The organism is Sphingobium sp. FG125, assembly GCF_057809795.1.
The window spans coordinates 1-26,188 of record NZ_JBMDKQ010000006.1; the positions used below are offsets into that span (position 1 = coordinate 1).

The following is a 26,188-nucleotide window of genomic DNA, read 5'->3' on the forward strand; positions in this document are numbered from 1 at the left end:
CTAAAGCACTCGATTCCCCCAAGGAATCCCCCAAGCGTAATTGCGCAACAAAGCCGTTTGCCGGGCGCAGCAGGCCTTGAACGGCAAAATGGAGACAGCCATCGCCGCCATTTTGCCGTCGATATGGAGGTCAGTCGGCAGTCAATGGCGCTGCGAGCGCATCAGCCCATGTCTTGATCACTGCAGCTTCCTTGACCTGCCCCGGCTGGCGGGAGTGCAGCCCGTCGGAGCTGTCATTGGCATAGTCGGCCCAGCGATCGGTCTGCGTCGGATCTTCGACGGCCGCTGCAATATCGACATGGCCCGACAGCCCATAGGCGGCAAAGTTGGTCCTGATTTCGCCGTTGAACGCCTGGCGACCATCGGTTGCGCCGTTGGCATATAGCCCGGCCGGAACATTGGATCCGTTGGTCGATGGCGCCATCGTCGTCCACCATATCCGCACCTGAGGATTGATCGCCTTCGCCTTCGCGACAAAGGTCGCGATGTCCCCCAATATCTGGCTCGCCGTGCGTCCGCTGCTCATGTCGTTGACCGACCAGTTGCACAATATATCGCTGACATAGGTGACGATCCCGATCCGCAGGACCGGCCTGGCAAAGTTGCCTGCGACAAAATCCTGGATCTTGGACCCGGACCGTGCCTGCATCACATGCGGAATGCCTGCCTGTTCCAGCGCCATGCGCGCCGGCCCACCCGCCGTACCGGTGCCGGGGCCTGCATCGCCCGATACGCCGTAAAAGCGACTATCGCCGCCCACCAGCACTGTGGGGCCATGATCGGTGGCAAGGCCGATCAGCACGCCCGGCGCGCCATCGATTTGCGCCCTTGCTCCACCATCGGCAGGAAGTACGCCTGTCTGCATCAACCGGTCGATGCTGGTTGTCGTACCCCTTTGATCTTCACCTGCAGGCGTACCAGGTCCCGTCATGGGAAAGTTGGCGCGGGTGTCACCGACCAGATTATCCTTCATTGATCGGTGCCAGACCGTGGCGCCAGGCGGGAATTCGGACAGGCCAAGCGCACCGGGTACGATATCGTCCGACCAGAGCAGCCCTCCGCCGGGAATCGTGCCGATATCGCTGCCGGACCAGGTTATACGTCCGACCGCCGAGCCGATTTCCAGCGCCCGTTGAATCGATTGCGTGCTGACTGCGGTTTCGGATTGGTCGGACCCGATGATGAATGCCGCATCGGCGTAGCGCAGGGCGGTCATATGTGCGCTGGACAGCATATCCTTTATGCGCCCGCTCGTTCGCGCCGAATTCGACGTCGATACATTGCCGATGCCATAGGCGCTTTCCCCGGCGCGGATGGAGCCAAGGCGCCATAGCGCGGCCGCGCGCGCGGTCACCGGACCGCGCGCGCCATGGCCAAAGCCATATCCCAGCCGCCCCATCAGGCAAGTGCCACGATATTGGCTGCCGTTGTACCCGTGGCGCGGACGTAACGGGCGCGGACATCCAGGACCTGCCCGTCGGCGACGTGGAGGAAGCTGACGTCTGCGGTCCCGTCGACGCCCCGCAGCACGACCGTGCCACCGGTGCCGATATACAGCGCCTTTGGCACGACCGGCAATGCGTTGCTGTCATGGGGAATGACGGCATAGGGCGCGCGCGCCGATGCAATCGGATTGTCGATGAAGCTGGTATAGGGATCGGTCATCTCGCGCCTCCTGCGTAAAGAGGCGACTCACATATACCGAATCATGGTCTGTAGGACAGCAAATAGGATCGAAGTCTTTGCCGAATATATCCTATTCGGTTCAAAGAGAATTTTACTTCCAGGCTGGCGCGGTCGGGACCGGTCGCCGGACTGTGTCCCCGCGCCGACGCGTGCGTTGTTCTTCAATGGCGATGACTTCGAACAATTCGTCGGGGAAGCGGCGTGCGCGTTGACGCAATGTGTCGATGCCCGACGACAGATAGAGCGCGACGATCAGGATCATCATCGCGGACATATCGCCCAGTCCCGCAATATCCCCGGTCGCAATCCGCGCGCCACCGGCGACGATAACCAGGATCAGCATCGCTGCAAGCAGATCGGACCGACGCGAGCGGGGAAATGCGACGAGCAGCATCGGGAAAAGGACCGCGACCATGCTGAGCGACAGCCAGGACATGGTGGAGGACGACAAGTGGGCCCGATCGGTCGCCAATATGACCCCTGCGGCCAGCAGCGCCAATGCCATCAGCCCAAGCGCGCAGCGTGTGGCCAGGATGAGGGATTTTGGATTGGGGAACATGCCGTTGCTTTCGTCGCCTTGTAGTGCGGAAAACGGCATAGGCCCGACTCCCTTAAACCCGAATCACCCGTTAGGGTTAATTGGCTGAAAACCATGAATTGGCGGGGCAGGGTGCCGAGGCGCCGCGCCATATTCATGTATCGATCGGCTATTGGCCAAATTGATCGGCGCGCGAAGCGAGGAGAGCGTCATTTACAAGTGCGTCAATACCAAGTTGCGCCTTCCCAAGGACAGGCCAATCGTGCATGTCCGACCAGTCGTCCGTCACTGAGCGGGCAAGGGGGACGCGGATTGATGATCGACTGGGTGCACAGCCTTGCTGGCCTGCTCGTGGGCTTGCTCGTTGGAATAACCGGCGTGGGCGGCGGGTCGTTGATGGCACCCATCCTCATCCTGCTGGTAGGAGTCGTGCCGGCGACTGCCGTCGGGACCGACCTGTGGTTTGCTGCGATCACCAAAACCGTCGGTGGTGCCGTCCATCACCATTTTGGCAAGCCGGACTGGAGTGTGGTGCGTCGCCTGTTGATGGGCAGTCTGCCTGCGTCCATCCTGACCATCGCCTTATTGTCCAAGCTGCCCCGCAGTTCGTTCCAGAGCGACGTTATTCTTTCGGCGTTGGGCGTGTTGCTGATCATGACGGCGCTCGCAACGCTTTCGCGCCGGCGCATCCACGATTTTGCGCGCGATTTGGAGCCTGAGCGCGCGCAGCGCATTCGGCGTATGCAATGGCCATTGACGGTGCTGGCCGGGTTCATCCTGGGCGTACTCGTCACGCTGACATCGGTGGGGGCGGGCGCACTGGGGGCAACCATGCTGATCGCGCTCTATCCCATGCGTATGAAAGCGGCGCGCCTGGTGGGCACCGATATCATCCACGCCGTGCCGCTAACGGCCGTCGCCGGGCTGGGCCATCTGTGGATCGGCAACGTCGATTTCGCCTTGCTGGGTTCGCTACTGGTCGGATCGATACCGGGTATCATCGTGGGATCGCTGCTGTCGTCCAAACTGCCCGACCACCTGGTGCGGCCCGCGCTTGCGCTGGTGTTGATGCTGGTCGGCATAAAGTTGCTGGTGGGTTGATCGCTGATGCACATCGCGACATTCCTTCAGGACCTGGCGGGCGGCGGCGCGGAGCGTGTGGCCGTTCTGCTGATGAACGGGCTGGTGGCGCGGGGCGAGCGGGTCACGCTGATCCTCGCGCGGCGGGAAGGTCCCTATCTCGACGATCTCGATCCCGCCATCGAACTGGTCGATCTTGGCAATCGCCGTTCGATTTCGAGCATTCGCCCGCTCGCTCGCTGGCTTCGTTCGGCGCGACCGGATATTCTCGTCAGCCATCTCACCCATGTTAATGTCGCTGCCGCGCTGGCCAATCGGCTCGCGCGGGCCGGCATCCCGCATGTGGCTGTCGAACATAATCAGATGGGGCAGAATTACGCGCTGCTGACCAACCGATCGGTCAAGGCGGCCTATCGCCTGGCGCGGTTCGTCTATCCCGGCATTTCGCGGATCGTCAGCGTTTCGCAGGGTGTCGAGGCTGCTGTCCTGGCCTTCACGCGCGGGCGTGCGCACAATCATCAGGTGATCCATAATCCGGTCGTCACCGGCGGGCTGGTGGCGCTGTCCGCCGAAGCCCCCGAACATCGCTGGTTGACCGACGGGGCAGGCATACCCGTTTTGCTGGGCTGCGGGCGTCTGCACCATCAAAAGGGTTTCGACGTCCTGATCAGCGCCGTGCGCAAAGTGCTGGACGATCGCCCGGTCCGGCTGGTCATTCTGGGCGAAGGCCCCCTGCGCCCGCAACTGGAGGCGCAGATCAGGGCTCTGAACCTGGGCGATCATGTCGATCTGGCGGGTTTCAGCCGCAATCCTTTCGCGATGATGCGCGCTGCGGACGCCTTCATATTGTCGTCGCGTTGGGAAGGGTTGCCGACTGTATTGATCGAAGCGCTTGCCTGCGGCGCCAATATCGTTGCGACCGATTGCCCCAGCGGTCCGCTGGAAGTCCTCGATGGGGGCAAGTTCGGACGCCTTGTCCCCGTCGATGACAGCGACGCCTTGGCCAATGCGATATGCGCTGCACTCGATACGCCGTTTGATAGCGCATCGGCCACCGCGCGTGCATCCGATTTCACCCTGGATCGCGCGGTCGATAATTATATGGCGCTGATCGACCATTTGCAGCCGCAGCACGGAAAGCCGTTGCGGGGATAGTCTGCCATCGGTGGGGCCATTTGCCATGCTACCCCATAGATGCCGGCAACATGCTCTGGACACAGGCTTTGTCGCTGACAGCCGCCCGGCACGGCACTGTCGAGAATCGGACCGCATAACGCCCGATTCTCCGTGGGCCTTTTACGATTTCTTAGGCCAATGCGTCCAAATTGCGGTCCCCGGCTATGGAGCCCGCCAATGTCAGTTCGAGCAACCCTGTACAGCGATAATCGCGGCGCGCAGCGAATGCAGCTGGATCGCGCTTCGACCCTGCGCGATGACGACGACAGGCCGTTCGACGTCCAGATCGAGGATATCTCGCTCACTGGCTTTCGCATGCAATTGCCTTTCGAGATTTTGCCCGATCAGGCGATGACCATCGGCGTGCCGGGGGTAGGGATCCGGGCGGTGCGGGTGGTGCGTGTCGAAGGAGCGACCGCCGGCTGTATGTTCGTTCAGCCGCTCAACCCCGCGGAACTCGACACGATTCTCCGCTTCGACAGCGCCGTCATCCAGGAAAACTTCCAACATCAGGCCAGTCCTGCGAAAGTCGTGGAAAAGGACGATTTGCAATTGTCCGCGGAAGCTGCGGGGCTCAGTCCGCCCCAAAAACTGGCGATTGTCGCTGGCGCGGCACTGACCATCTGGTTGCTGATCGTCGCGGCCATTTCCCTCATTTAGGATTGAGGTTGTTCACTGTCGGCTTGGGTGGGGCATTGAGCGTGCGCTGGACAAAGCCGGTCGCGGTGGTGACGCCCATATTGACGGCGGTGTCGAACAGTTCAGCGGCTATGGACGGCGCGCTTTCCGCGGCGAAGGCATAGCCCGGCTGATCCCAGTATAGCCGCCGGTATATCGCCACCGCCGTGGCGCGGGGCAGCGCCCGCATGGCCCCGACAAAAAACATTGGCCTACGCCACGGTGAGGGTAATACCCCAGTTGGTCGGCCCGCCCCGATCAGCGCGATGATTGGAATAACCGCCTCGCGGGCGATAGCCGCGTCAATGAGTGCGTGAATATCTATGTTGCGCCTACGCGTGTAGAATGAGGCGAATCATTTATCCTATATAGTTTGTTGTAGGACAGGGGAAATTTGCAGTTAGCCTAGCCATCGCGGGGAATAGGTTATAGCCGAACGCTTTACGATATTATCGTAATCAGCTGCCTCCGCTATCGATGACGACTATCTTTTATAGCAAGTCGGTTCACGCTTCAGGCAGCAAAAATCGACAGCGCTTTCACCTTAGTTAGGCTGCACGACGGTTCCGCTCACCATTTGCTAAGCATCGCCGCACCACATCAGCCGCAGACACGGAAATATCTTTGACCGACAGATGAGACTTAACCCAATCTGCCGAATAGGCATCAAGCTGGGCTACGATCGAAGCATTCACAAACGATGATGTGACATCGGATATGCCAGCGAACGACAGCACAACTTTGTCACCCTTGCCGAACGCTTCGCGCAGGATGCGACCAATAACAGCGCCATCATCGGCGCTGTAGCACTGCCTAACGTGATCAAAAACCTTGATTACCATTCGAGGTCCACCCTATCTTCTTCGTCGCCGACGAAAAGGCGCGTATCAATGGCGATATCAACCAACGTGCCTGGATAGCTTCCGTTCCCGACACTCGATTGCTTACTCATTCCCTTGCTATCACGGAAACAGTAAAGATTTCCAGACAAAGAATGTAACCGAACCTTTCCGTCACAGCCAGTGATACGATCGATCAGGAGCGCCAAGCCCGCCCCCATGTTATTGGGCTGGCTTTTGGCGGTCACCCCTTCCCTTGATGCCAAGGCGATGGCGGCGGCATCCGTCATTGCTCCAAAGCGCTCTCTGATAGTTGTAGGTATACCCACCCCGAAATCCGACACCGTGATTTTTAACGTCTTGTTGTTCGGGTAGTGCTGAGCGTGAACGAACCCGGTATTTTGCTCTGAGTGGTCAACAATATTGTTGAAAAGCTCCTTCACGCATGTGCGCACACTTGTAAGGCCGTCATAAGAGACGTCGAGGATATTGGACATCCATGGAGACAGGCGCTGCTCAATCCAACCATGAGCGTTTGCGTGCTCGACCGCTGTGCAAGGAATGGTTGTCGACCTGCATGCGGCGGAAGGCCTGAGAGCGTTTTCGAGATACCGCTCAAAAAAGCCACAGTCATCAAGGTATAAGATACCGGGCCGATTCAATTTATTAAAATTTGCAAATTTGCATATGACACCCCGGTTGAGCAACCAACCTAAGGTGTTACTCAAGACCGTATATCCAGTGCCATCGATAAAATTCAGGCGCTCAAAATCGAAGATAAAGCAATCATCCGTCGGTCCGTTATATCCGACGATTTGCCGAGTGAACCTGTAGAGGGCTTGGAGGTCAAAGGTGGCTGGCACCGCCACTGTCGTTGCCATGAGTTGCCTGCCCTTCTGATGCAGTGGCGAAATGCATCCTAAGTAATTTCAAAGATCGCCGTACTGTTATGCCATTGCTGAAACGCAAACGCCGCCCCCTGCATATCGCATTGAGCGGCGGTTTTTCTTGGTCGGGACGAGAGGATTCGAACCTCCGACCCCCACACCCCCAGTGTGATGCGCTACCAGGCTGCGCTACGTCCCGACCGGAGGGCGGCCAATAGAGGCACATTGCGGAAGTTGCAAGGGATTCGATGCGGCTCTTTTGCGCCCGCCGCACATCGCCCTAATCATATTGCCTCCCCGCCTGCATCTGTGGTAGCCGCCGCGGCTTGATCCGTGGGCGCTGTATGCGTTCCGCGGCCGACAGAAACCAAGGCGCGACCTGCTTCAGGAAAGTCCCACCCATGTTCATATCGACAGCCTTTGCCCAGACTGCGGGCGGGCCAGCATCCGGCAGCGGCATATTGGTGCAGATGGCGCCGCTGGTCCTGATCTTCGTGGTATTCTATTTCCTTCTGATCCGTCCGCAACAAAAGCGGATGAAGGCGCACAAGGCCAAGATCGACGCGGTGAAAAAGGGCGACCAGGTCATCACCGGCGGCGGCCTGCTGGGCAAGGTCATGCGCGTGGACGAGATTTACGCCGAAGTCGAAATCGCGCCGGGGATGAAGGTGAAGGCGGTCAAATCGACCCTGACCGATGTGCTCGACCCGACCACCGCCAAGCCTGCGAACGACTGAGCCCAAGATGCTGAATTTTTCGCGCTGGGCGGTCTTTGCGATCATCCTGCCGCTGGCGATAGGCGTGCTGTGCGCCGTTCCCAGCTTCCTGCCGGATTCGGTCGTCAACCGGCTGCCGGGATTCATGCAGACCCGCGTGAATCTGGGCCTCGACCTGTCGGGCGGCAGCCATTTGCTGCTGGAAGCCAGCACGCAGGATGTCGCCAAGCAGCGGCTGACCAATATGGAGGAGCAGGTTCGCACCGAATTGCGCCGGGCTGATCCCCGGATTGCGATAGGCGACATCTCCAGCCGCGACGGGAAGCTGAGCTTCATGGTGCGCGAACCGTCGCAGGTGGACGCCGCGGTCGAGCGCATCCGCCAGCTGACGCAGGGCGCTGCGCTGACCGGCCAGCGCGATTTCAATGTCGAGGTGGTCAACAGCTCCACCATCGTCATCACGCCGACCAGCGCGGGCATCGCCAATGCGGTCAAGAGCGCGATGGAAGTCGCGACCGAAGTCATCCGCAAGCGCATCGACGAAATGGGCACACGCGAACCCACGATTCAGCAACAGGGCGACAATCGCATCGTCGTGCAGGTGCCGGGGTTGCAGGACCCCAAGGCGTTGAAGGACCTGCTGGGCCAGACCGCGAAGCTGGAATTCAAGCTGGTTGATTTTACCGCCAACCCCGCCGAAGTGGCGCAGGGTCGCGCGCCGGTGGGCAGCGAAGTGCTGCCCTATCCCGACAATCCATCGGGCGTGCCGCTGATCGCGGTCAAGCGGCAAGTGATGGTGTCGGGCGAGGATCTGACCGATGCGACGCAAGGCTATGACCAGAGCAACCAGGCCATCGTCAATATCCGCTTCAACGGCTCTGGCGGGCGCAAATTCGGGCAGGTGACGTCGCAGAATGTCAACCGCCCCTTTGCCATCATTCTGGACGGCAAGGTGCTGTCCGCCCCCAATATCAACGAACCGATCCTGGGCGGCAGCGCGCAGATCAGCGGCAATTTCACCGTCGAAAGCGCCAACCAGCTGGCGATCGCCCTGCGGTCGGGCAAGCTGCCGGTCGCGCTGACGGTGGTGGAGGAACGCACGGTCGGGCCGGGGCTGGGCGCCGATTCGATCCGCGCCGGGCTGATCGCGTCGATCATCGCGGTGGTCGCGGTCGCGCTCTTCATGTTCGTGAGCTATGGCCGCTTTGGCATGTATGCCAATCTGGCGGTGGCCATCAACGTGGCGGTCATTTTGGGCGTGATGGGCATGTTGGGCGCGACGCTGACGCTGCCTGGTATTGCAGGCTTCGTGCTGACCATCGGCACGGCGGTGGACGCCAACGTGCTGATCTACGAGCGTATTCGTGAGGAACGGCGACGCGGACGCAATGTCGTCCAGTCGATCGAACATGGTTACAAGGAAGCGAGCCGCACGATTTTCGAGGCGAACGTGACCCACGCCATTGCCGGTGGCATCATGCTCGCGCTCGGCTCCGGCCCGGTCAAGGGCTTTGCCATCGTGCTGCTGATCGGCATCGCGACCAGCGTGTTCACCGCCGTCACCTTCACCCGCATGGTCGTCGCCAACTGGGTGCGCCGCACCCGGCCGACGGACATCACGATATGAATTTGGTGATGCGCCTCCATCCGTTCGCCCTGAGCGAAGTCGAAGGGTTCCACCGAGCGCAGCGAGGTGTCTTCGCCTCCGCTCAGACAAAGGCTTCGACTTCGCTCAGCCCGAACGGGGTTAGGTAACGACTATGAAACTTCTGAAACTCGTCCCCGACAATACCAATATCGGCTTCGTCGCGATACGGAAATGGGCGTTTGCGCTCACCGCCCTGCTGACGGTGCTGGCGGTTGGCGCGACGGCCTATAAGGGTCTCAACATGGGCGTCGATTTTGTCGGCGGCCTGATGATCGAAGCGAAATTTCCGCAAAATGTGGAAACTGACAAGGTCCGCGCTACAATAGCCACGCTGGGCGTGGGTGAAAGCTCGCTCCAGCAGTTCGGCGATCCCAAGACGGTGCAGATCCGACTGCCCTTGCCCGAACAGGGCGGTGCTGGCGCGGCGAACGCCGTGGTGGAAAAGACCCGCAACGCCATGACCGCGCAATTCCCCGGCGTCACCTTCTCCCGCTACGACACGGTGTCGGGCAAAGTGTCGGGCGAGCTGATCCAGAATGGTGTGCTGGCCGTCGTGCTGGCGATCCTGGGCATCGCGGTGTTCAGCTGGTTCCGTTATGAATGGCAGTTCGGCGTCTCCACCTTCGTCGCGATCGTCCATGACGTGTTGATGACGCTGGGCTTTTTCGCGGTGACGCAGCTGGAGTTCGACCTCAACATCGTCGCGGCCGTGCTGACGATCGTGGGCTATTCGATCAACGACAAGATGGTGATCGACGACCGTATCCGCGAAAATATGCGCAAATATCGCAAGATGGACATGAAGGCGCTGATTGACCTGTCGGTCAACGAAACCCTGCCGCGCACGGTGATGACGTCGGTGACGATCATGCTGGCGCTGGGCGCCTTGCTGCTGTTTGGCGGCCATGTGCTGCGTGGCTTCACCGCGGCGATGATGCTGGGCATTATCGTGGGCACCTACTCGTCGGTCTATGTCTCCTCCTCGCTGCTGATCTCGCTGGGGCTGACCCCGATGTCGTCGGAGAAGAAGGCGGGCAAGACCAACATTGCTGCGCAGGCCGAACGGGTCGGCCCGCGTGACGGAGCGCAGCCCTGAGCAGCGACAAGCGCATCGGCATCGAGCTGCGCTGCGATGATAGCGGCCAGGGTCCGATCGTCACCGGCTTCCAGGGACGCGGCTTCCGGGTTCGGGACGATGTGTTCCCGACCGGCCTGCTGCTCAGCCCGGTCCGCGCGATGGCGTGGGACGATGCGCCCGCCATCGACGCGCTGACTCTCACCGCTCTGGGCGATCTGTTCGACGGCGATCCGCGGCCCGAATTTCTGCTGCTCGGCACCGGCGAGGGATTGCGCCAGCCACCTCGCGCCTTCGTCCGCGCGGTCGAGGCGCTGGGGATCGGCGTCGAGGCGATGGACAGCCGCGCCGCAGCCCGCGCCTGGGGCGTGCTGCGCGCCGAAGAACGGTGGATCGTCGCCGCGCTGCTGCCGCTCTGAGCCGACTGCTCAGGCGGGATGATTGTCCGCCATATAGTGCCAGCTCTGCCGGATCAGCGCCTCCAATACGCCCATGTCGATACCCGACAGCCGCTTGATATAGAGGCAGCCCTTGCCGCGCTTGTGCTTGCCCAGCGGCACGCAATCCTCATCCGATATGCCCGACAGATAAAGGACCAGTTCCGCCTTGCGCGGGGAAAAGGCGATACGGGACGCATCGCCTTCACGGCCGCTGTCATAGCGATAATGATAGCTGCCAAAGCCGATGATCGAGGAGCCCCACAGCTTTGGCGGCTCCCCCGACACCGCCTGCAGCAGCGCGACGAGCTTTTCCCCATCCTCGCGCCGTTCGGGCGGTTCGACCGCCGCGAGGAACACCGCTACGTCGCTATCCGTCTCGGTCGTCTTGTTGCTGTCCTTACCCATGGCTTGTCATCCCCACGTACACCGCGTAGAGGCTAGCGCGTCATCTGGGGAGTAGCCAGCCGTTCCAACGCAATAGGAACGGGCCTTATGTCAACATATTTGGCCGAGAGGCCATGGCATGGGGGACGCAGAACAATCTGCGTAAGGCGAGACCAATGGCATCGGCGCTTTTCTGTCCGGCCGGGCGGTAGGCGACGGTGGCATTGCGTCTATCACCTCCGCCCGGCCCCGGATAGTATCTGATGGAAGCCCTCTTTACCTCCGCCGCGCTCGTTGCCCTTGCTGAAATGGGGGACAAGACGCAATTGCTGGCGATGCTGCTGGCGACGCGCTTTCGCAAACCTGTGCCGATCATCCTTGGCATATTGGTCGCGACCATCGCCAATCATTTCCTCGCCGCCCTGCTGGGCCATTCGATCGCGGGCGTGCTGACGCAGGACTGGTTCCGCTATGCCGTGGCCCTGGGCTTCATCGCCATGGCCGCCTGGACTTTGGTGCCTGACAAGATCGACGAGGATGCGCCATTGAAAGCGCCGTCAAAGGCGGGCGTGTTCGTCACCACATTGGTCGCCTTCTTCCTGGTCGAGATGGGCGACAAGACGCAGGTGGCGACGATCGCGCTGGGCGCACGGTTCGACAATCTGCTCGCGGTGACGATGGGAACGACGCTGGGCATGATGCTCGCCAATGTGCCTGCCGTGCTGTTTGGCGAGGCGCTCGCGAAGAAAGTGCCGATGCGCGCGTTGCAGGTTAGCGCAGCCTTGCTGTTCCTGCTGCTGGGGCTGTGGATGATCGCCGATCTGGCGGGCTGGATCGGGTAAATTGGTTGTCAGCGCGACGCGGCTGGGGCAAGGGAATGGGTAGCATATTCCCTTTCAGACGAACGTGGGTCAGGTGATGAAAGACGATCTGGTTACGATATTCGGCGGCGGCGGCTTTGTCGGTCGTCAGGTGGCGCAGGCGTTGCTGGCGCGCGGCGCACGGGTGCGGATCGCGCAGCGTGATCCATCGAAAGCGCTGCGGGTCAAGCCACTGGGCGGGCTTGGCCAGGTGCAATTCATCGCCGCCGACATCCGCAATCCCGCCAGCGTGGTGCGGGCAGTGTCGGGCAGCGACGTCGTCATCAATCTGGTCGGCATATTGAAGGGCGATTTCGACGCCTTCCACCATGGCGGCGCGGCCAATGTCGCCACGGCGGCGGCCGACGCAGGCGTGGGCGCACTGGTGCATATGTCGGCGATCGGCGCGGATGCCGACAGTCCATCGGCCTATGGCCGATCGAAAGCCGCGGGCGAAGCGGCGGTCAAGGCCGCTTTCCCCACCGCCACCATCATCCGCCCGTCGATCATCTTCGGCGCGGAGGACCAGTTCCTCAACCGCTTCGCGCAGATCATCGCCATGCTGCCGGTGGTGCCGGTGATCGGCGGGGCGACCAGGTTCCAGCCGGTCTATGTCGCAGACGTCGCCCAAGCGATCGCCAACGCCGCCGAGCAGCCGGGCGTCCATGGCGGCCAGACCTATGAGCTGGGCGGGCCGCAGGTGCAGAGCATGACGGATATCAACCAGTGGATCGGCACGGCGACCGGCCGCAACAAGCCGCTGGTCGACGTGCCCCATGCCGCGGCGAAGCTGTTGGCCATGCTGCCGGGTGGGCCGATCACCAGCGATCAGCTGGCGATGTTGGGGCGCGACAATGTCGTGGCACCGGGGGCCAAGGGTTTTGACGCGCTGGGCATCGTCGCCACGCCGATGGCCGGGGTCGCCGACAAATGGATGGTCCGCTACCGCAAACATGGCCGCTTCGCCGGACGCGCGAGCGCCTGAATGGAATGATCCTCCCCTGCAAGGGGAGGGGGACCGTCGGCGTAGCCGATGGTGGAGGGGTGTCAGCCCATCGATAAGGCGACACCCTCCGTCAGGGCTTCGCCCTGCCACCTCCCCTTGCCGGGGAAGGACTGAACAGGAGCCTGCCTGCATATGGATCATTATCTGACCGTCATCCTGCTGGGTATTGTCGAAGGGCTGACCGAGTTTCTGCCGGTGTCCTCGACCGGGCATCTGATCCTTGCCAGCGAATTGCTGGGCTATGATGCGTCGACCTGGGCGATGTTCAATGTCGTCATCCAACTGGGGGCAATCCTGGCGGTCGTCGTCCTTTACTGGCGCACCTTCTGGGCGGTCGGCATGGGGCTGTTGCGGCGTGAGCCAGTAAGCTGGCGGTTCCTGCGCAATCTGCTGATCGCCTTCATCCCTTCCGCCATCATCGGCCTTGCTCTTCACGACTATATCGAGATTTTGCTGGGCGCGCCGCAGGTCGTCGCCTGGGCCTTGATCGTCGGCGGCGTCGCAATCCTATTGATCGAGCGGGCGGTCAAGGACCAGCGGTTCCACGGCATCGCTGATATTCCAGCCATCCGGGTGCTGGGCATCGGCCTTGTCCAGTGTATTTCCATGATCCCCGGTGTCAGCCGGTCGGGCGCGACGATCATGGGCGCGCTGATGCTGGGCGTGGAGCGGCGCACGGCGGCAGAGTTCAGCTTCTTCCTCGCCATCCCGACTATGTTGGGGGCGACGGCGCTGGAACTGATCAAGAAGGGTGATCAGATCACCAGCGCGGCGGTCGGTTGGGACAGTATCGCGCTGGGCTTTGTCGTGTCGTTCATCGTGGCGCTGCTGGTGATCCGCTGGTTCGTAGGGCTGGTGTCGAAACATGGATTCGCGCCCTTTGCCTGGTATCGAATCGTGGCGGGAATCGCCGCTTTGGTGTGGCTGGGGACAAGATAGGGCCGAAACGGTCTATTTATGGGGTAAGTTTTTGCGATTGTTTCGCAACTAGACTAGATGCAGGCCAATAATTAGTCAGTTATACTGACCTATAATGCAGAATCCGCGTGACTCCGCGGGTCTTTATGCTATGCGCGCCTCTGCAACTTGAGTCAGGGGCGAGACATGGCCGACAATCCGATGCTGAAATTCGTAGGCAAGGGACAAGCCTATCCCGACAAGCGCGATGCCGATGCCCGCGCCGACGATTTTCTGGAAATCAGCCGCAGCTTCATCCTCGACAAGGCGGAGGAGCAGGCGTCGCGCTGCTCGCAATGTGGCGTGCCTTATTGTTCAACTCACTGTCCGCTGCACAATCATATCCCCGACTGGCTGCGCCTGACTGCCGAAGGCCGCCTGCGCGAGGCCTATGAACTGTCGAACCTGACCAGCACCATGCCGGAAATCTGCGGTCGCATCTGCCCGCAGGATCGGCTGTGCGAAGGCAATTGCGTCATCGAATTTTCCGGCCATGGCGCCGTGACCATCGGCAGTGTCGAAAAATTCATCACCGACACCGCCTGGAAGGAAGGCTGGGTCGAACCGCTGGTCGCGGGCAAACCGACCGGCCAGTCGATCGGCGTGATCGGCGCGGGACCGGCAGGTCTCACCACGGCGGAATATCTGCGCGCGGCGGGGCATGAGGTGCATGTCTATGACCGGCATGATCGCGCCGGCGGGTTGCTGACCTATGGCATCCCCGGCTTCAAGCTGGAGAAGGACATTGTCATGCGCCGGGTCCAGCGTTTGAAGGATGGCGGCATCGTCTTTCACGAAAATTTCGAGGTTGGCCGTGACGCGACGCTGGAGCAACTGCGCGACAAGCATGACGCGATCCTGATCGCCACGGGCGTGTACAAGCCCCGCGACATTCGCGCGCCGGGCGTGGGCGCGCCGGGCGTGGTCAAGGCGCTCGACTATCTCACCGCTTCCAACAAGGCTGGCTTTGGCGACGATGTCCCCGAACATGCCGACGGCACGTTGCTGGCGACGGGCAAGAATGTCGTCGTGATCGGCGGCGGCGATACCGCCATGGACTGCGTCCGCACCGCGATCCGTCAAGGCGCCAAGTCGGTCAAATGTCTCTACCGTCGCGACCGGGACAATATGCCGGGATCGCAGCGCGAAGTCGCCAATGCCGAGGAAGAGGGCGTCGAATTCGTCTGGCTGACAGCCCCGATTGCCTTTGAAGGCACCGAGCATGTCACCGGCGTGAAGGTCACCAAGATGCGGCTGGGCGCACCCGACGCATCGGGCCGCCGCGCACCCGAACCCGATCCGGGCAGCGAACATACGCTGGAGGCGGACCTCGTCATCAAGGCGCTGGGCTATGACCCCGAAGAACTGCCCAAGCTGTTCGGCGCGGATGATCTGTCGGTCACCCGCTGGGGCACGCTGCGCGTCGATCACAAAACGATGATGACCAGCGTGGACGGCGTGTTCGCAGCGGGCGACATCGTGCGCGGGGCGTCTCTGGTGGTGTGGGCGATCCGCGACGGGCGCGACGTGACCGAGCATATGCACCGCTATTTGAAGGCCAAGGCGAAGGCGGCGGGCGAGAGGGTTGCGGCGTGAGGCGGGCAACGCTTCTCACAGCACTGGCAATTTTCGGATTTACTGCCGCAACCGGCTATGCTCAGACAAATCCACCAGCCGTCACTACGCCCGCTCCTGCGCGCTCCGTCCCCGCGCAAGTTGCGCCAACGCCCGAATCACGCGCGCAAGCCTTGAAGCTGGGGCAAGCGCTGAATGGCGAAGAGCTGACGAGGCGGCAGATCAACCGCCTTTATACTGTCACTATGCCAGCAGCGATCAAGCAGAAGGCCGAATATCAGGAGATGGAGAAAGTCTATCCCGGCATATCGGACGTCGCCATTCAGGCTGAGCGCGAGATTGTCGAACCGGCCAGCATGGCTCGTCTGCCTCAGATGCATCAGGCGATTGCCGATGTGTATGCCCAATATCTAACCTCTGACGATATGAACGCTATCTCAGCCTTTTATGCGACGCCAACCGGCGCAAAGGCACTGGCAGCGGCAGCCGAGGGTAGTGATTTTTCGCATATGGTCGAAAAGAATCTGGCTAGCGAAGACTCCAAAATCGAAGCCAGTGACATCAAGACTATGGTGATGGGGCATACCTCAAAGTTTCTTTCGATCCTCGATGATGAGGATCGCAGAAAGCTGGTTGCCTTTGGCTTGTCGCCCGCAGGACGGAAATGGGGCGGCATCCAGCCGGTGGTGCTGGAAACGACGGCCAATCATGCCAATCAGGGAAATGCCGAAGTCATCACGCGGGCCACAGAAAATGTCATCAAGGCCATGACGGATTTCGTGAACAAGTCCGATCAGGCACGCACTGCTAAAAAATGACGGGTCAGTGATCCAATCGGGGGGCCAGCCTCCCAAACTCAGCGGACCGGCGAATATGCGCCGCACTAGAATTGAAGGATGGACGATATGACGTCTCACCATTTCTCCTCCGAGGCCGAACGCGCCCGCATTGCCGAAGTCGGCATGTACCGCCCCGAATTTGAAGGCGATGCCTGCGGCGTTGGCCTGGTCGCCGCCACCGATGGCCGCCCCAGCCGCCGCGTGGTCGCTTCCGCGATCGACGCGCTCAAGGCGGTGTGGCACCGTGGCGCGGTGGATGCCGATGGCAAGACCGGCGATGGTGCGGGGATTCATGTCGATCTGCCGGTGCGCTTCTTTGACGATGCGATTGCGGACTCCGGCCACAAGCCGCTGCCCAATCGCCTGGCCGTCGGCATGATCTTTCTGCCGCGCACGGACCTCTCCGCCCAGGAAACCTGCCGCACCATCGTCGAGAGCGAGATCATCGACGCGGGCTATACCATCTATGGCTGGCGGCAGGTGCCGGTGGACGTGTCGGTCATCGGTGAAAAGGCGCAGCGCACGCGGCCCGAAATCGAGCAGATCATGATCGCCGGGCCGATGCCCGAAGTCCGCGATCAGGCCGAGTTCGAGAAGGACCTCTATCTGATCCGTCGCCGGATCGAGAAGCAGGTGATCGCCGCGCAGATCAACGATTTCTACGTCTGTTCGCTGTCGTGCCGCTCGATCATCTACAAGGGGCTGTTCCTGGCCGAATCGCTGTCGGTCTTCTATCCCGATTTGCAGGATGAACGGTTCGAGAGCCGGGTGGCGATCTTCCACCAGCGCTATTCGACCAACACTTTCCCGCAATGGTGGCTGGCCCAGCCGTTCCGCACGCTCGCCCATAATGGCGAGATCAATACGATCCGCGGCAACAAGAACTGGATGAAGAGCCACGAGATCAAGATGGCCAGCCTCGCGTTCGGCGAGCAGTCGGAGGATATCAAGCCGGTGATCCCGGCGGGCGCGTCCGATACTGCGGCGCTCGATGCCGTGTTCGAGGCGATTTGCCGGTCGGGGCGCGACGCGCCCACCGCCAAGCTGATGCTGGTGCCCGAAGCGTGGCAGGCCGACAGCGGCGAACTGCCCAAGGCGCATCGCGATATGTATGACTATCTCGCCTCCGTCATGGAACCGTGGGATGGTCCCGCCGCGCTGGCGATGACCGACGGGCGCTGGGTCGTGGCCGGGGTGGATCGCAACGCGCTGCGCCCGCTGCGCTACACGCTGACCGGCGACAATCTGCTGATCGTGGGTTCCGAAACCGGCATGGTCGTGGTCCCTGAAACGACGATCGTGCGCAAGGGCCGGATGGGTCCGGGCCAGATGATCGCGATCGACCTGCAGGAGGGCGAAATCTATGATGACGCCGCGATCAAGGACCGGATCGCAGGCGAGCGCCCCTATAGCGAGTTGATCAAGGATTTCATGGCGATCGGCGACCTGACCGACGCGCCGACCGCCCTGCCCGGCTGGGACAAGGCGGAGCTGACGCGGCGGCAGGTGGCGGCCAATCTGACGCTGGAGGATCTGGAACTGATCCTGGCGCCGATGGTCGAGGACGCCAAGGAAGCCATCGGCTCCATGGGTGACGACACGCCGCTGGCGGTCATTTCCGACAAGCCGCGCACGATCAGCCATTTCTTCCGCCAGAATTTTAGCCAGGTTACCAACCCGCCGATCGACCCGTTGCGCGAACGGCATGTGATGAGTCTGAAAACGCGCTTTTCCAACCTGCACAATATATTGGAGCAGGACGCGCAGAACAGCCATGTGCTGGTGCTGGAATCGCCGGTGCTGACCAGCGCCGAATGGGCGCGGTTGAAGGCCCATTTCGGCCCGGCGGTGGCGGAAATCGACTGCACCTTCCCCGCCACCGGCGGGCAGGAACAGCTGCGCGCGGCAATCGCTCGCATCCGCGAGGAGGCCGAACAGGCGGTGCGCGAAGGGCGGACCGAAATCTTCCTGACCGACGAGGGCGTCAGCGAGACACGCGCCGCGATTGCCGGCGTGCTGGCCGCAGCGGCGGTGCATACGCATCTGGTGCGCAAGGGGCTGCGGTCCTACGCGTCGATCAACGTGCGCTGTGCCGAGGCGCTCGACACTCATTATTTTGCGGTGCTGATTGGCGTGGGCGCAACCACCGTGAACGCCTATCTGGCCGAAGCCAGCATCGCCGACCGCCATGCGCGCGGCCTGTTCGGCTCGCTCGATCTGGACGCCTGTTTCGAGCGCTATCGCGTCGCGATCAACGAAGGCCTGCTCAAGATCATGTCCAAAATGGGCATCGCGGTCATCAGCAGCTATCGCGGCGGCTATAATTTCGAGGCGGTCGGCCTGTCGCGCGCGCTGGTCAACGATCTGTTCCCCGGTATGCCGGCGAAGATTTCGGGCGAGGGCTATGCCTCGCTCCATTACAGCGCGATGCTGCGCCATCAGCAGGCCTATGACGCATCGGTCGTGCGGCTGCCGATCGGCGGCTTCTATCGCCAGCGCAACGGCGGAGAGGCGCACGCTTATTCGGCGCAACTCATGCATCTGTTGCAGACGGCGGTGGCGACCGATAGCTACTCCACCTATCTGCAATTCTCGCGCGGCGTGCGCGATTTGCCGCCCGTCTATTTGCGCGACCTGATGGAGTTCAACTTCGCCCGCGAAGCCGTGCCGATCGACGAGGTGGAAGCGACCACCGAAATCCGCAAGCGCTTCGTGACGCCAGGCATGTCGCTGGGCGCGCTCAGCCCCGAAGCGCATGAAACGCTGGCGATCGCGATGAACCGCATCGGCGCGAAGGCGGTATCGGGCGAGGGCGGCGAGGATGCCGCGCGCTTCAAGCCCTATGAAAATGGCGACAATGCCAACAGCGTGATCAAGCAGATCGCTAGCGGTAGGTTCGGCGTCCATGCCGAATATCTGGCATCGGCTGAGGAGATCGAGATCAAGGTCGCGCAGGGTGCAAAGCCCGGCGAAGGCGGGCAATTGCCCGGCTTCAAGGTGACCGAGTTCATCGCCAAGCTGCGCCATTCGACGCCCGGCGTGACGCTGATTTCGCCGCCGCCGCATCATGACATCTATTCGATCGAGGATCTGGCGCAGCTCATCTATGACTGCAAGCAGATCAACCCGCGCGCGCGCGTCTGCGTCAAGCTGGTGAGCCAGGCTGGGATCGGCACGGTCGCGGCGGGCGTGGCGAAGGCCCATGCCGACGTCATCCTGATCGCGGGCCATGTCGGCGGCACCGGGGCCAGCCCACAGACCAGCATCAAATATGCCGGGACGCCATGGGAAATGGGCCTGTCCGAAGCCAATCAGGTGCTGACCCTCAACGGGCTGCGGCATCGGGTGAAGCTGCGCACCGATGGTGGCCTCAAGACCGGGCGTGACATTGTGATCGCCGCGATATTGGGTGCGGAGGAATATGGCATCGGCACTTTGTCGCTGGTCGCCATGGGCTGCATCATGGTGCGCCAGTGCCACAGCAACACCTGCCCCGTCGGCGTGTGCGTGCAGGACGAAAAACTGCGCGCCAAATTCACCGGCACGCCAGAGAAGGTCATCAACCTGATGACCTTCATTGCCGAGGAAGTGCGCGAAGTGCTGGCACGGCTGGGCTTCCGCAGCCTGGACGAGGTGATCGGGCGGACCGAGCTGTTGAAGCAGGTCAATCGTGGTGCCGAGCATCTGGACGATCTCGATCTCAACCCGATCCTTGCCAAGGTGGATGCCCCCGACGACCAGCGCCGCTTCAGCCTGAAGCAATGGCGCAATGATGTGCCCGACAGCCTGGACGCGCAGATGATGCGCGACGCCAAGGCGGTGTTCGAGCGTGGCGAGAAGATGCAGCTGACCTATACGGTGCGTAATACACACCGCGCGGTCGGCACGCGGCTGTCGTCGGCGGTGACCGACAAGTTCGGCATGTCGACCCTGGCCGACGGGCATCTGACCGTGCGGCTGCGCGGGTCTGCTGGCCAGTCGCTGGGCGCGTTCCTGTGCAAGGGGATCACGCTCGAAATCTTCGGTGACGCCAATGACTATGTTGGCAAGGGCTTGTCGGGCGGCATCATCGCCGTGCGCACGACCGTCTCCTCACCGCTGTCGTCCAAGGACAATACGATCATCGGCAACACCGTCCTCTACGGCGCGACCAGCGGTAAGCTGTTCGCGGCAGGGCAGGCCGGCGAACGCTTTGCGGTGCGCAATTCGGGCGCGCAAGTGGTGGTCGAGGGCTGCGGCGCCAATGGCTGCGAATATATGACCGGCGGTACGGCGGTGATCCTGGGCAAGACCGGCGCGAATTTCGGTGCGGGGATGACCGGCGGCATGGCCTTCATCCTGGACGAGGATGGCAGCTTCCCGTCGCGCGCCAATCCTGAAGGGATCGTCTGGCAGCGTCTGGAAAGCGCGCATTGGGAGGCGCAGGTCAAGGATTTGATCGCTCAGCACGCCAAGGCAACCGACAGCAAATGGTCCGGCACGATCCTGGAGGATTGGGACCGCTGGCGGCGCTACATATGGCAGGTGTGTCCGAAGGAGATGATCAGCCGCCTCGCCCATCCACTGAGCGATGCCCAGGCGGAGGTCGTCGCCGCCGAATAAGCGTTTAGGGGAGGGAGCCGCCTGCGGCCGTTGCGACGGTGGTGGGGACGGCTTCCGCCTGCGCGGGTAGCAGGACCGGGGGAGGCGTCGCGGCTTCTCCGGCGGCGAAGCGCGCAATCGGTTCAGGGAGTTGATGGGCCGGTGATGGCGGCGGCGGCGCGGGGAAAGCCGTGTCCGCCTCCTCCCTTTGCGCCATATAGTCGCGCACCACCGGATCGCTCGTGTCATCGATCATGCCGTCTGCGTCCAGCCCCGCCATGTCCAAAGCACTGCGCCGTTCAGCCAGGCTGGGACCGCAACCGGTGCAGCGGATTTCGCTGGGACCCCGATCGGTCGGATTGAAGGCATAATCCGATGCACCGCTGTCACCGGACTCGGTATAGACAGCGTCCGCGTCGCCCGACAGCGCGGACGATTGCGGACTGGTGACATAGGCACCAAGGCCCAGCCCCATGACCGTCGCAGCGGCCACTGTCATGCCCGATAGCATCCAATGGTGCATCGTCCTGTCTTCCATCCTCTCGCGTGCCGCTGTCAGCCCTGCGGCTCACTGCGTCCTGCCCACCGATCAATCATAACGCAGATGCAGATCGGTTGTTGCATGGCGTAAAAGCCTTTGCTAATGGCCAGCGCCTACCAGATGCCGGTCCTGCCGGTTTCCCTTTGAATGTGCGGCCATGGCGGAATTGGTAGACGCGCAACGTTGAGGTCGTTGTGGGCGAAAGCCCGTGGAAGTTCGAGTCTTCTTGGCCGCACCATTCACTTGCCTGATGCTCAGGATCAGTCGAAATTGATAATCCCCCGCCCCGCAAGGGCCGGGATAGTCGTGCATGACCGCAGGGGCTTGCGGGGTTGTGGCTCGACCGCCTATCTGACGCCACTGCGCGGGATTGACCCGCCCGACGATGAAAGGATGCCGCCATGTCCGCCATAGACTGGGACCAGCCAGCGACCATGATCGACCTGGACGGCAAAGCGCCGCTGATTGGCACGATCCGCCAGTGCGCCCAGCATTTCGCGATCTTCAAGGCCGAAGCCAAGGCACAGGCGCGCGTGCTGCTGACCCAGCCAGTCCATCGCGAAGGCCGCCGGACGCGCACCTGGCTGCTGGAACCCGATGAAATCGCCCAACTGGCCGAACGGCTGCGCGCGGAAGGCTGATCGATCCGATTTGGACGGCATAAGGCGCCTGCGCTACTTGCCTTCAGCCCGATATTTTTCCTGTCCTACAACAAACCATATGGGATAAATGATTCGCCTCATTCCACGTAGGGAGGCGCAGCATGGATATTCATAGGCTCATCGACGAAGTTATCGCCCGCGAAGGGGGCTATAGCGACCATCCGGCAGATCGTGGCGGCGCAACCAATTGGGGCATCACCCATGCGGTGGCGCGCGCCAATGGCTATGCCGGGGATATGCGATCCTTGCCGCGCGCTACGGCGGTGGCGATCTACCGGCGGCTTTACTGGGATCAGCCTGGCTACGCCTTCGTCGCAGAAACCGCGCCGTCCGTCGCCGTCGAGTTGTTCGATACAGCCGTCAACATGGGCGTTGGCACCGCGACCGGCTTTCTCCAGCGCGCGCTTAACGCGCTCAATCGCAACCAGCGCGACTATCCCGACCTGACGCTCGACCGGGCGATCGGCGCGCGGACACTCTCGGCATTGCGCGCCTTCCGGGCATTGCGGGGCAAGTCGGGTGAGGCGGTGCTGCTGAAGGCGATCGAGGCGATGCAGGGCGAACGCTATATCGCGCTGGCCGAAAGCCGTCCGGCCAACGAGGCCTTCCTATACGGCTGGCTTGCCAACCGGATCGGTTAAATGACCGTGAACGCAATTGGAAACTTGTCACGCAGGGATGGTGTGAACGTCGCCAGAAGCGCCCATTCATTCAGGATGTGAAACCCATGACAACCGACACCCCAACCAACGATCCCTGGGCCAGTCGCGCGCGGCCCGCCTTTCTCTACGTCATCTATGCGCTGCTGCTCTGGTCGCTGCCGATGGGGCTGATCGCGGGGTGGCGGCCCGACATTGCGGCGGCGATCACGGCAGGGATGCGCGACTATCTCAACGCCCTGCCCGAACCGCTCTATGCGCTGTTTGGTACCGGCTATCTGGGCTACACCGCCGCGCGCGCCTGGGGCAAGGCGAAGGGGGCTGAGCGGTAGCGCCTACGCCGCCGTGCCCCGCTCATACCAGCCGCGCGATCGCTTCACGAGGGCGACGATGGAGAGCATGACCGGCACCTCAACCAGCACGCCGACCACGGTGGCGAGGGCCGCGCCGGAGTGCAGCCCGAACAGGCTGATTGCGGCGGCCACTGCCAGTTCGAAAAAATTGGACGCGCCGATCAGTGCGGCCGGTCCCGCAACGCACCAGGCGACCCGCAAGCGGCGGCTCAGCCAATAGGCAAGGCCCGCGTTCAGATAGACCTGCAACAGGATCGGCACGGCAATCAGCGCGATGACCAGCGGCTGGGCGACGATCTGTTCGCCCTGAAAGGCAAACAGCAGCACCAGCGTGGCAAGCAGGCTGACAAGGCTAACCGGACCCAGCGCGGCGAGCAGCCGATCGAGCGCCGCCTGTCCGCCCGCCCGCAACCGCGCCCGGCGCAATCCCTGCGCAACAATAACGGGAACGACGATATAGAGACCGACCGACAGCAGCAACGTATCCCACGGCACGCTGATCGACGCGACCCCCAGCAGCAGCCCGACGATCGGCGCGAAGGCAAAGACCATGATCAGGTCGTTGAGCGCCACCTGGCTCAGCGTATAGCCGGGATCGCCATCCAGCAGGTTGGACCAGACAAACACCATCGCGGTGCAGGGCGCAGCGGCCAGCAGGATCAGCCCCGCAATATAGGACGGCCCCTGCCCGGCAGGCAGGAATGGCGCGAAGAGATAGCCGATGAAGACAGTGCCGAGCAACGCCATGGAGAAAGGCTTGATCGCCCAGTTGATGAACAGCGTCACCCCCACGCCGCGCCAGTGCCGCCGCACGCTGCCCAGCGCGGCAAAGTCGATCCTTAGCAGCATCGGTATGATCATCAGCCAGATCAGCGCCGCGACGGGCAGGTTGACGCGGGCGACCTCCGCCCCCGCGATCAGCGCGAAGGCGGACGGAAACAGCTGCCCCAGCCCGATCCCCACGACGATGCACAGCGCGACCCAGAGGCTGAGATAGCGTTCAAACAGCGACATCAGGCCGCCCCCACCACGTCGCCATCTTCCTTGACGAAGGGCGTGGGTAGCGGATGGGGCAGCAGGTCCAGCACCGCTTCGGACGGACGGCACAGCCGCACGCCCTTGGGCGACACGACCAGCGGGCGGTTGATCAATATCGGGTGCGCCATCATCGCGTCGATCAGCGCCGCGTCGGACAGGCTCTCGTCGGCCAGGCCCAGATCGGCAAAGGGGGTTCCCTTCTCCCGCAGCAAAGCGCGCGGCGTGATCCCAGCGCGGGCGATGAGCTGTTCCAGCAAGGCCCGCGACGGTGGGGTCTGGAGATACTCGACGACATGCGGCTCGATCCCGGCATGGCGGATCATCGCCAGCGTGTTGCGCGACGTGCCGCAGGCGGGGTTATGATAGATGATGATGTCGGTGGCCAAGGGGGTTTCCTTTGGGTCAGCAGCAGGGGGAGAGTTCAGCAACGATCGGGGCGCACAGGGTGGCGTTGCCCCCGCAGCAATCTTTGAGCAGGAACAGGGTCAGCGCTCCCAGCGCGTCCAGGTCTGCGCGGTAATGGACCGACCGGCTATGCCGCTCCGACCGCACAAGACCTGCACGGGACAGGATGGCCAGATGGGACGACATGGTATTTTGCGGCACCCCGACCAGCCGGGCGATCTCGCCCGCGGGCAGGCCATCGGGTTCATGACGCACGAGCAGTCGAAAACTGTCGAGCCGTGTGGACTGGGCAAGGGCGGCCAGAGCAGCGATGGCGGATTCATTTTCCATATATCCAGATAAATGGATATATAAAGTCAATCAAGTCATTTTCGCAAAACAGCCTCGATGGAGGAGAAACGCAAATGAGAGGGGCCGCCGGGTCAAAGCCCGACGGCCCATCATGTGCATGGTCAGCGGCCGGAAGTGCCGCCCAGGGGAAACGCTTAGTGGGAAACTAAGGTCGCGCTATCTTCTCCACGGGGAGACGGCCTGTATGTCGGCGCGCTTTATCTCGCGATGTGGAGGAAGATCGACGGCGTGGCGTCGCTCAGCGGCGCGTTCCCCGAATGGACTTGACCGACCCCATTGCTGAACCATGAGACATCGGATCACCTCCTTTCGCTATGTTGAAGCCCGTTATGGCCGACTTCGACTGCGCTTCGTGCGGCCACGGGATGGAATGTGAATCAGACGGGCTGCATGATCAAGACTTGTATTATTCTTTTTTCGAATCATACTTTCGCGTCCGCAAGTTCGGCCAATGTCGCTATCCGCGACAATCTTCGATCACGCGCGATACTTCCGGCCAAGCGGGGACGATCAGCGGTTCCAGCCCGACCACCTCGACCGCGAATTTACCCCGGCTGTAGGCGATTTGATCCAGCGCCGTGTCGGCAGCGGCGCGGACGGCGATGGTTTGCGGCGTCGGTGCAATCGATGCGGTTGCGGGCCAGCTGGTCGCGCCATAGCTGGTCCGTATCGTCATCGTCCCCTGACCCGCGCCGGTGCGCATGATGCTGATCCGGCGTGAAGCCCGATCACAGCGGATAGTCAGGCGGGTGTCGGCAGGGGTCGGACCGAACCGGGCGATCGACATGGCTGCGTCGGATTGCCAGCGCCAGTCGCCCGGCGCAGTCGCGCGATACTGCCATTCGCTGGCCTGCGGCGCAGCGGACGTGGCAGGTTGGGTCGGCGCGGGAGTCGGGGTTGGCCGGGGCGCGGGGGTTGGCGCTGGATTGACTTGGCGCGGCGCAGGTCCGACGCAGGAACCAAGCAGGATGAGGAAGGGCGCGGCGAGGGCAAGGTTTGTGGTAAAGCGCATCGCCCACCCATGCCTGCACGACGCGGGCGGCTCAACCGGAAAAGGATGAGCGGAGAAGGGGCGAGGTCAGGCTGGGCTGCTTCAAGGCTTGCCGCTGCCGATATTGACACCACGCACCCGAATCGCTAGGGCGCGGACATCCCGACACGCTGGTGAGCGGCAGTGCTTCGCGCACTGGCCGTCTTTTTTGCGTCCGGGGGTA

Annotated in this window: 27 protein-coding genes, 2 tRNA genes, 1 pseudogene and 1 riboswitch; of the genes and pseudogenes, 17 read left to right on the forward strand and 13 right to left on the reverse strand. The window is 62.2% G+C overall.

Going from position 1 to position 26,188, the window contains the following annotated elements; genetic code table 11:
- Positions 1 to 130: 130 nt before the first annotated feature.
- The 3 genes from ACODSR_RS07075 to ACODSR_RS07085 all read right to left on the reverse strand — a co-directional run bounded on the left by ACODSR_RS07075 (position 131) and on the right by ACODSR_RS07085 (position 2,284).
- The gene (locus ACODSR_RS07075) at positions 131 to 1,399 is read right to left on the reverse strand and encodes an SGNH/GDSL hydrolase family protein (protein ID WP_489075043.1); all 1,269 of its coding nucleotides are present in this window, start codon (positions 1,397 to 1,399) and stop codon (positions 131 to 133) included.
- Positions 1,399 to 1,665, reverse strand: a complete 267-nt coding sequence (locus tag ACODSR_RS07080) for a spike base protein, RCAP_Rcc01079 family (protein ID WP_294136535.1) — start codon at positions 1,663 to 1,665, stop codon at positions 1,399 to 1,401. Before ACODSR_RS07080 ends, ACODSR_RS07075 begins: the two co-directional genes overlap by 1 nt.
- A 112-nt stretch (positions 1,666 to 1,777) precedes the next feature.
- Positions 1,778 to 2,284: a hypothetical protein gene (locus tag ACODSR_RS07085; RefSeq protein WP_489075045.1), complete on the reverse strand. Its 507-nt coding sequence runs from the start codon at positions 2,282 to 2,284 to the stop codon at positions 1,778 to 1,780.
- Positions 2,285 to 2,539: 255 nt separating this feature from the next.
- Here ACODSR_RS07085 and ACODSR_RS07090 point away from each other — a divergent pair, with 255 nt between their 5' ends.
- From ACODSR_RS07090 to ACODSR_RS07100, 3 genes are all read left to right on the forward strand, one after another.
- A complete protein-coding gene (locus ACODSR_RS07090; RefSeq protein ID WP_489075047.1) occupies positions 2,540 to 3,325 on the forward strand; it encodes a sulfite exporter TauE/SafE family protein in 786 nt (261 codons plus the stop codon).
- A gap of 6 nt (positions 3,326 to 3,331) precedes the next feature.
- Positions 3,332 to 4,459: a glycosyltransferase gene (locus ACODSR_RS07095; protein ID WP_489075049.1), complete on the forward strand. Its 1,128-nt coding sequence runs from the start codon at positions 3,332 to 3,334 to the stop codon at positions 4,457 to 4,459.
- 198 nt (positions 4,460 to 4,657) lie between these two features.
- Complete coding sequence (locus ACODSR_RS07100) at positions 4,658 to 5,140, forward strand: PilZ domain-containing protein (protein ID WP_489075051.1); 483 nt, start codon at positions 4,658 to 4,660, stop codon at positions 5,138 to 5,140.
- Positions 5,141 to 5,171: 31 nt separating this feature from the next.
- Here the strand turns inward: ACODSR_RS07100 and ACODSR_RS07105 are convergent.
- From ACODSR_RS07105 to ACODSR_RS07120, 4 genes and pseudogenes are all read right to left on the reverse strand, one after another.
- Positions 5,172 to 5,483: pseudogene (locus ACODSR_RS07105) on the reverse strand (glycosyl hydrolase 108 family protein); the annotation flags it as partial.
- 223 nt (positions 5,484 to 5,706) lie between these two features.
- Positions 5,707 to 6,000 (reverse strand): STAS-like domain-containing protein, encoded by a 294-nt coding sequence (locus tag ACODSR_RS07110; RefSeq protein ID WP_489075053.1) that lies wholly within the window; start codon positions 5,998 to 6,000, stop codon positions 5,707 to 5,709.
- Entirely contained in the window at positions 5,994 to 6,878 is an 885-nt protein-coding gene (locus ACODSR_RS07115; RefSeq protein ID WP_489075055.1) for an ATP-binding protein, read from the reverse strand. The genes ACODSR_RS07110 and ACODSR_RS07115 overlap by 7 nt, the downstream gene beginning before the upstream one ends.
- A 128-nt stretch (positions 6,879 to 7,006) precedes the next feature.
- Positions 7,007 to 7,083: transfer RNA gene (locus ACODSR_RS07120), tRNA-Pro, on the reverse strand.
- 202 nt (positions 7,084 to 7,285) lie between these two features.
- Here ACODSR_RS07120 and yajC point away from each other — a divergent pair.
- The 4 genes from yajC (at position 7,286) to ACODSR_RS07140 (ending at position 10,742) form a co-directional block, all read left to right on the forward strand.
- A complete protein-coding gene (gene yajC, locus ACODSR_RS07125; RefSeq protein ID WP_119743427.1) occupies positions 7,286 to 7,621 on the forward strand; it encodes a preprotein translocase subunit YajC in 336 nt (111 codons plus the stop codon).
- A gap of 7 nt (positions 7,622 to 7,628) precedes the next feature.
- Positions 7,629 to 9,227 (forward strand): protein translocase subunit SecD, encoded by a 1,599-nt coding sequence (secD, locus tag ACODSR_RS07130; RefSeq protein ID WP_489075057.1) that lies wholly within the window; start codon positions 7,629 to 7,631, stop codon positions 9,225 to 9,227.
- A gap of 133 nt (positions 9,228 to 9,360) precedes the next feature.
- Positions 9,361 to 10,344, forward strand: a complete 984-nt coding sequence (secF, locus tag ACODSR_RS07135; RefSeq protein ID WP_489075059.1) for a protein translocase subunit SecF — start codon at positions 9,361 to 9,363, stop codon at positions 10,342 to 10,344.
- Positions 10,345 to 10,400: 56 nt separating this feature from the next.
- Positions 10,401 to 10,742 (forward strand): Mth938-like domain-containing protein, encoded by a 342-nt coding sequence (locus ACODSR_RS07140; RefSeq protein WP_489075424.1) that lies wholly within the window; start codon positions 10,401 to 10,403, stop codon positions 10,740 to 10,742.
- Between the two features lie 9 nt (positions 10,743 to 10,751).
- Here the strand turns inward: ACODSR_RS07140 and ACODSR_RS07145 are convergent, their stop codons facing one another.
- Positions 10,752 to 11,168 (reverse strand): DUF1801 domain-containing protein, encoded by a 417-nt coding sequence (locus ACODSR_RS07145; protein ID WP_489075061.1) that lies wholly within the window; start codon positions 11,166 to 11,168, stop codon positions 10,752 to 10,754.
- A 33-nt stretch (positions 11,169 to 11,201) separates the two neighbouring features.
- Positions 11,202 to 11,396: riboswitch (yybP-ykoY riboswitch) on the forward strand.
- Positions 11,397 to 11,410: 14 nt separating this feature from the next.
- Here ACODSR_RS07145 and ACODSR_RS07150 point away from each other — a divergent pair.
- The 6 genes from ACODSR_RS07150 to gltB all read left to right on the forward strand — a co-directional run bounded on the left by ACODSR_RS07150 (position 11,411) and on the right by gltB (position 20,986).
- Complete coding sequence (locus ACODSR_RS07150) at positions 11,411 to 11,989, forward strand: TMEM165/GDT1 family protein (RefSeq protein WP_489075063.1); 579 nt, start codon at positions 11,411 to 11,413, stop codon at positions 11,987 to 11,989.
- A gap of 76 nt (positions 11,990 to 12,065) precedes the next feature.
- The gene (locus ACODSR_RS07155; RefSeq protein WP_489075065.1) at positions 12,066 to 12,992 is read left to right on the forward strand and encodes a complex I NDUFA9 subunit family protein; all 927 of its coding nucleotides are present in this window, start codon (positions 12,066 to 12,068) and stop codon (positions 12,990 to 12,992) included.
- A gap of 153 nt (positions 12,993 to 13,145) precedes the next feature.
- Entirely contained in the window at positions 13,146 to 13,952 is an 807-nt protein-coding gene (locus tag ACODSR_RS07160) for an undecaprenyl-diphosphate phosphatase (protein ID WP_489075067.1), read from the forward strand.
- Positions 13,953 to 14,117: 165 nt separating this feature from the next.
- Entirely contained in the window at positions 14,118 to 15,566 is a 1,449-nt protein-coding gene (locus ACODSR_RS07165) for an NAD(P)-dependent oxidoreductase (RefSeq protein WP_489075069.1), read from the forward strand.
- Entirely contained in the window at positions 15,563 to 16,363 is an 801-nt protein-coding gene (locus ACODSR_RS07170) for a DUF2059 domain-containing protein (protein ID WP_489075071.1), read from the forward strand. Before ACODSR_RS07165 ends, ACODSR_RS07170 begins: the two co-directional genes overlap by 4 nt.
- An 87-nt stretch (positions 16,364 to 16,450) precedes the next feature.
- Positions 16,451 to 20,986 carry a glutamate synthase large subunit gene (gltB, locus tag ACODSR_RS07175; RefSeq protein ID WP_489075073.1) on the forward strand — a complete coding sequence of 1,512 codons (4,536 nt, stop codon included), beginning with the start codon at positions 16,451 to 16,453 and terminating at the stop codon, positions 20,984 to 20,986.
- Positions 20,987 to 20,990: 4 nt separating this feature from the next.
- Here the strand turns inward: gltB and ACODSR_RS07180 are convergent, their stop codons facing one another.
- Complete coding sequence (locus ACODSR_RS07180) at positions 20,991 to 21,464, reverse strand: hypothetical protein (protein ID WP_489075075.1); 474 nt, start codon at positions 21,462 to 21,464, stop codon at positions 20,991 to 20,993.
- A 193-nt stretch (positions 21,465 to 21,657) separates the two neighbouring features.
- On the opposite strand from ACODSR_RS07180, the gene ACODSR_RS07185 reads away from it, so the two are divergent.
- The 4 genes from ACODSR_RS07185 to ACODSR_RS07200 all read left to right on the forward strand — a co-directional run bounded on the left by ACODSR_RS07185 (position 21,658) and on the right by ACODSR_RS07200 (position 23,159).
- A tRNA-Leu gene (locus tag ACODSR_RS07185) sits at positions 21,658 to 21,744 on the forward strand.
- A 163-nt stretch (positions 21,745 to 21,907) separates the two neighbouring features.
- Positions 21,908 to 22,147 (forward strand): hypothetical protein, encoded by a 240-nt coding sequence (locus tag ACODSR_RS07190; protein WP_119743414.1) that lies wholly within the window; start codon positions 21,908 to 21,910, stop codon positions 22,145 to 22,147.
- A 122-nt stretch (positions 22,148 to 22,269) separates the two neighbouring features.
- The gene (locus ACODSR_RS07195; protein WP_489075077.1) at positions 22,270 to 22,809 is read left to right on the forward strand and encodes a glycoside hydrolase family 108 protein; all 540 of its coding nucleotides are present in this window, start codon (positions 22,270 to 22,272) and stop codon (positions 22,807 to 22,809) included.
- 86 nt (positions 22,810 to 22,895) lie between these two features.
- Positions 22,896 to 23,159, forward strand: coding sequence for a 3TM-type holin (locus ACODSR_RS07200; protein WP_489075079.1), 264 nt, complete (start codon positions 22,896 to 22,898; stop codon positions 23,157 to 23,159).
- A gap of 3 nt (positions 23,160 to 23,162) precedes the next feature.
- Here the strand turns inward: ACODSR_RS07200 and arsB are convergent, their stop codons facing one another.
- The 4 genes from arsB to ACODSR_RS07220 form a co-directional block, all read right to left on the reverse strand.
- Complete coding sequence (gene arsB / locus ACODSR_RS07205) at positions 23,163 to 24,194, reverse strand: ACR3 family arsenite efflux transporter (protein ID WP_489075081.1); 1,032 nt, start codon at positions 24,192 to 24,194, stop codon at positions 23,163 to 23,165.
- Complete coding sequence (gene arsC / locus ACODSR_RS07210; protein WP_489075083.1) at positions 24,194 to 24,604, reverse strand: arsenate reductase (glutaredoxin); 411 nt, start codon at positions 24,602 to 24,604, stop codon at positions 24,194 to 24,196. The genes arsB and arsC overlap by 1 nt, the downstream gene beginning before the upstream one ends.
- Positions 24,605 to 24,620: 16 nt before the next feature.
- Positions 24,621 to 24,953: an ArsR/SmtB family transcription factor gene (locus tag ACODSR_RS07215; protein WP_489075085.1), complete on the reverse strand. Its 333-nt coding sequence runs from the start codon at positions 24,951 to 24,953 to the stop codon at positions 24,621 to 24,623.
- Between the two features lie 478 nt (positions 24,954 to 25,431).
- On the reverse strand, positions 25,432 to 25,986 hold the full coding sequence (locus ACODSR_RS07220) for a hypothetical protein (protein WP_489075087.1): 555 nt from the start codon (positions 25,984 to 25,986) through the stop codon (positions 25,432 to 25,434).
- Positions 25,987 to 26,188: the final 202 nt, after the last annotated feature.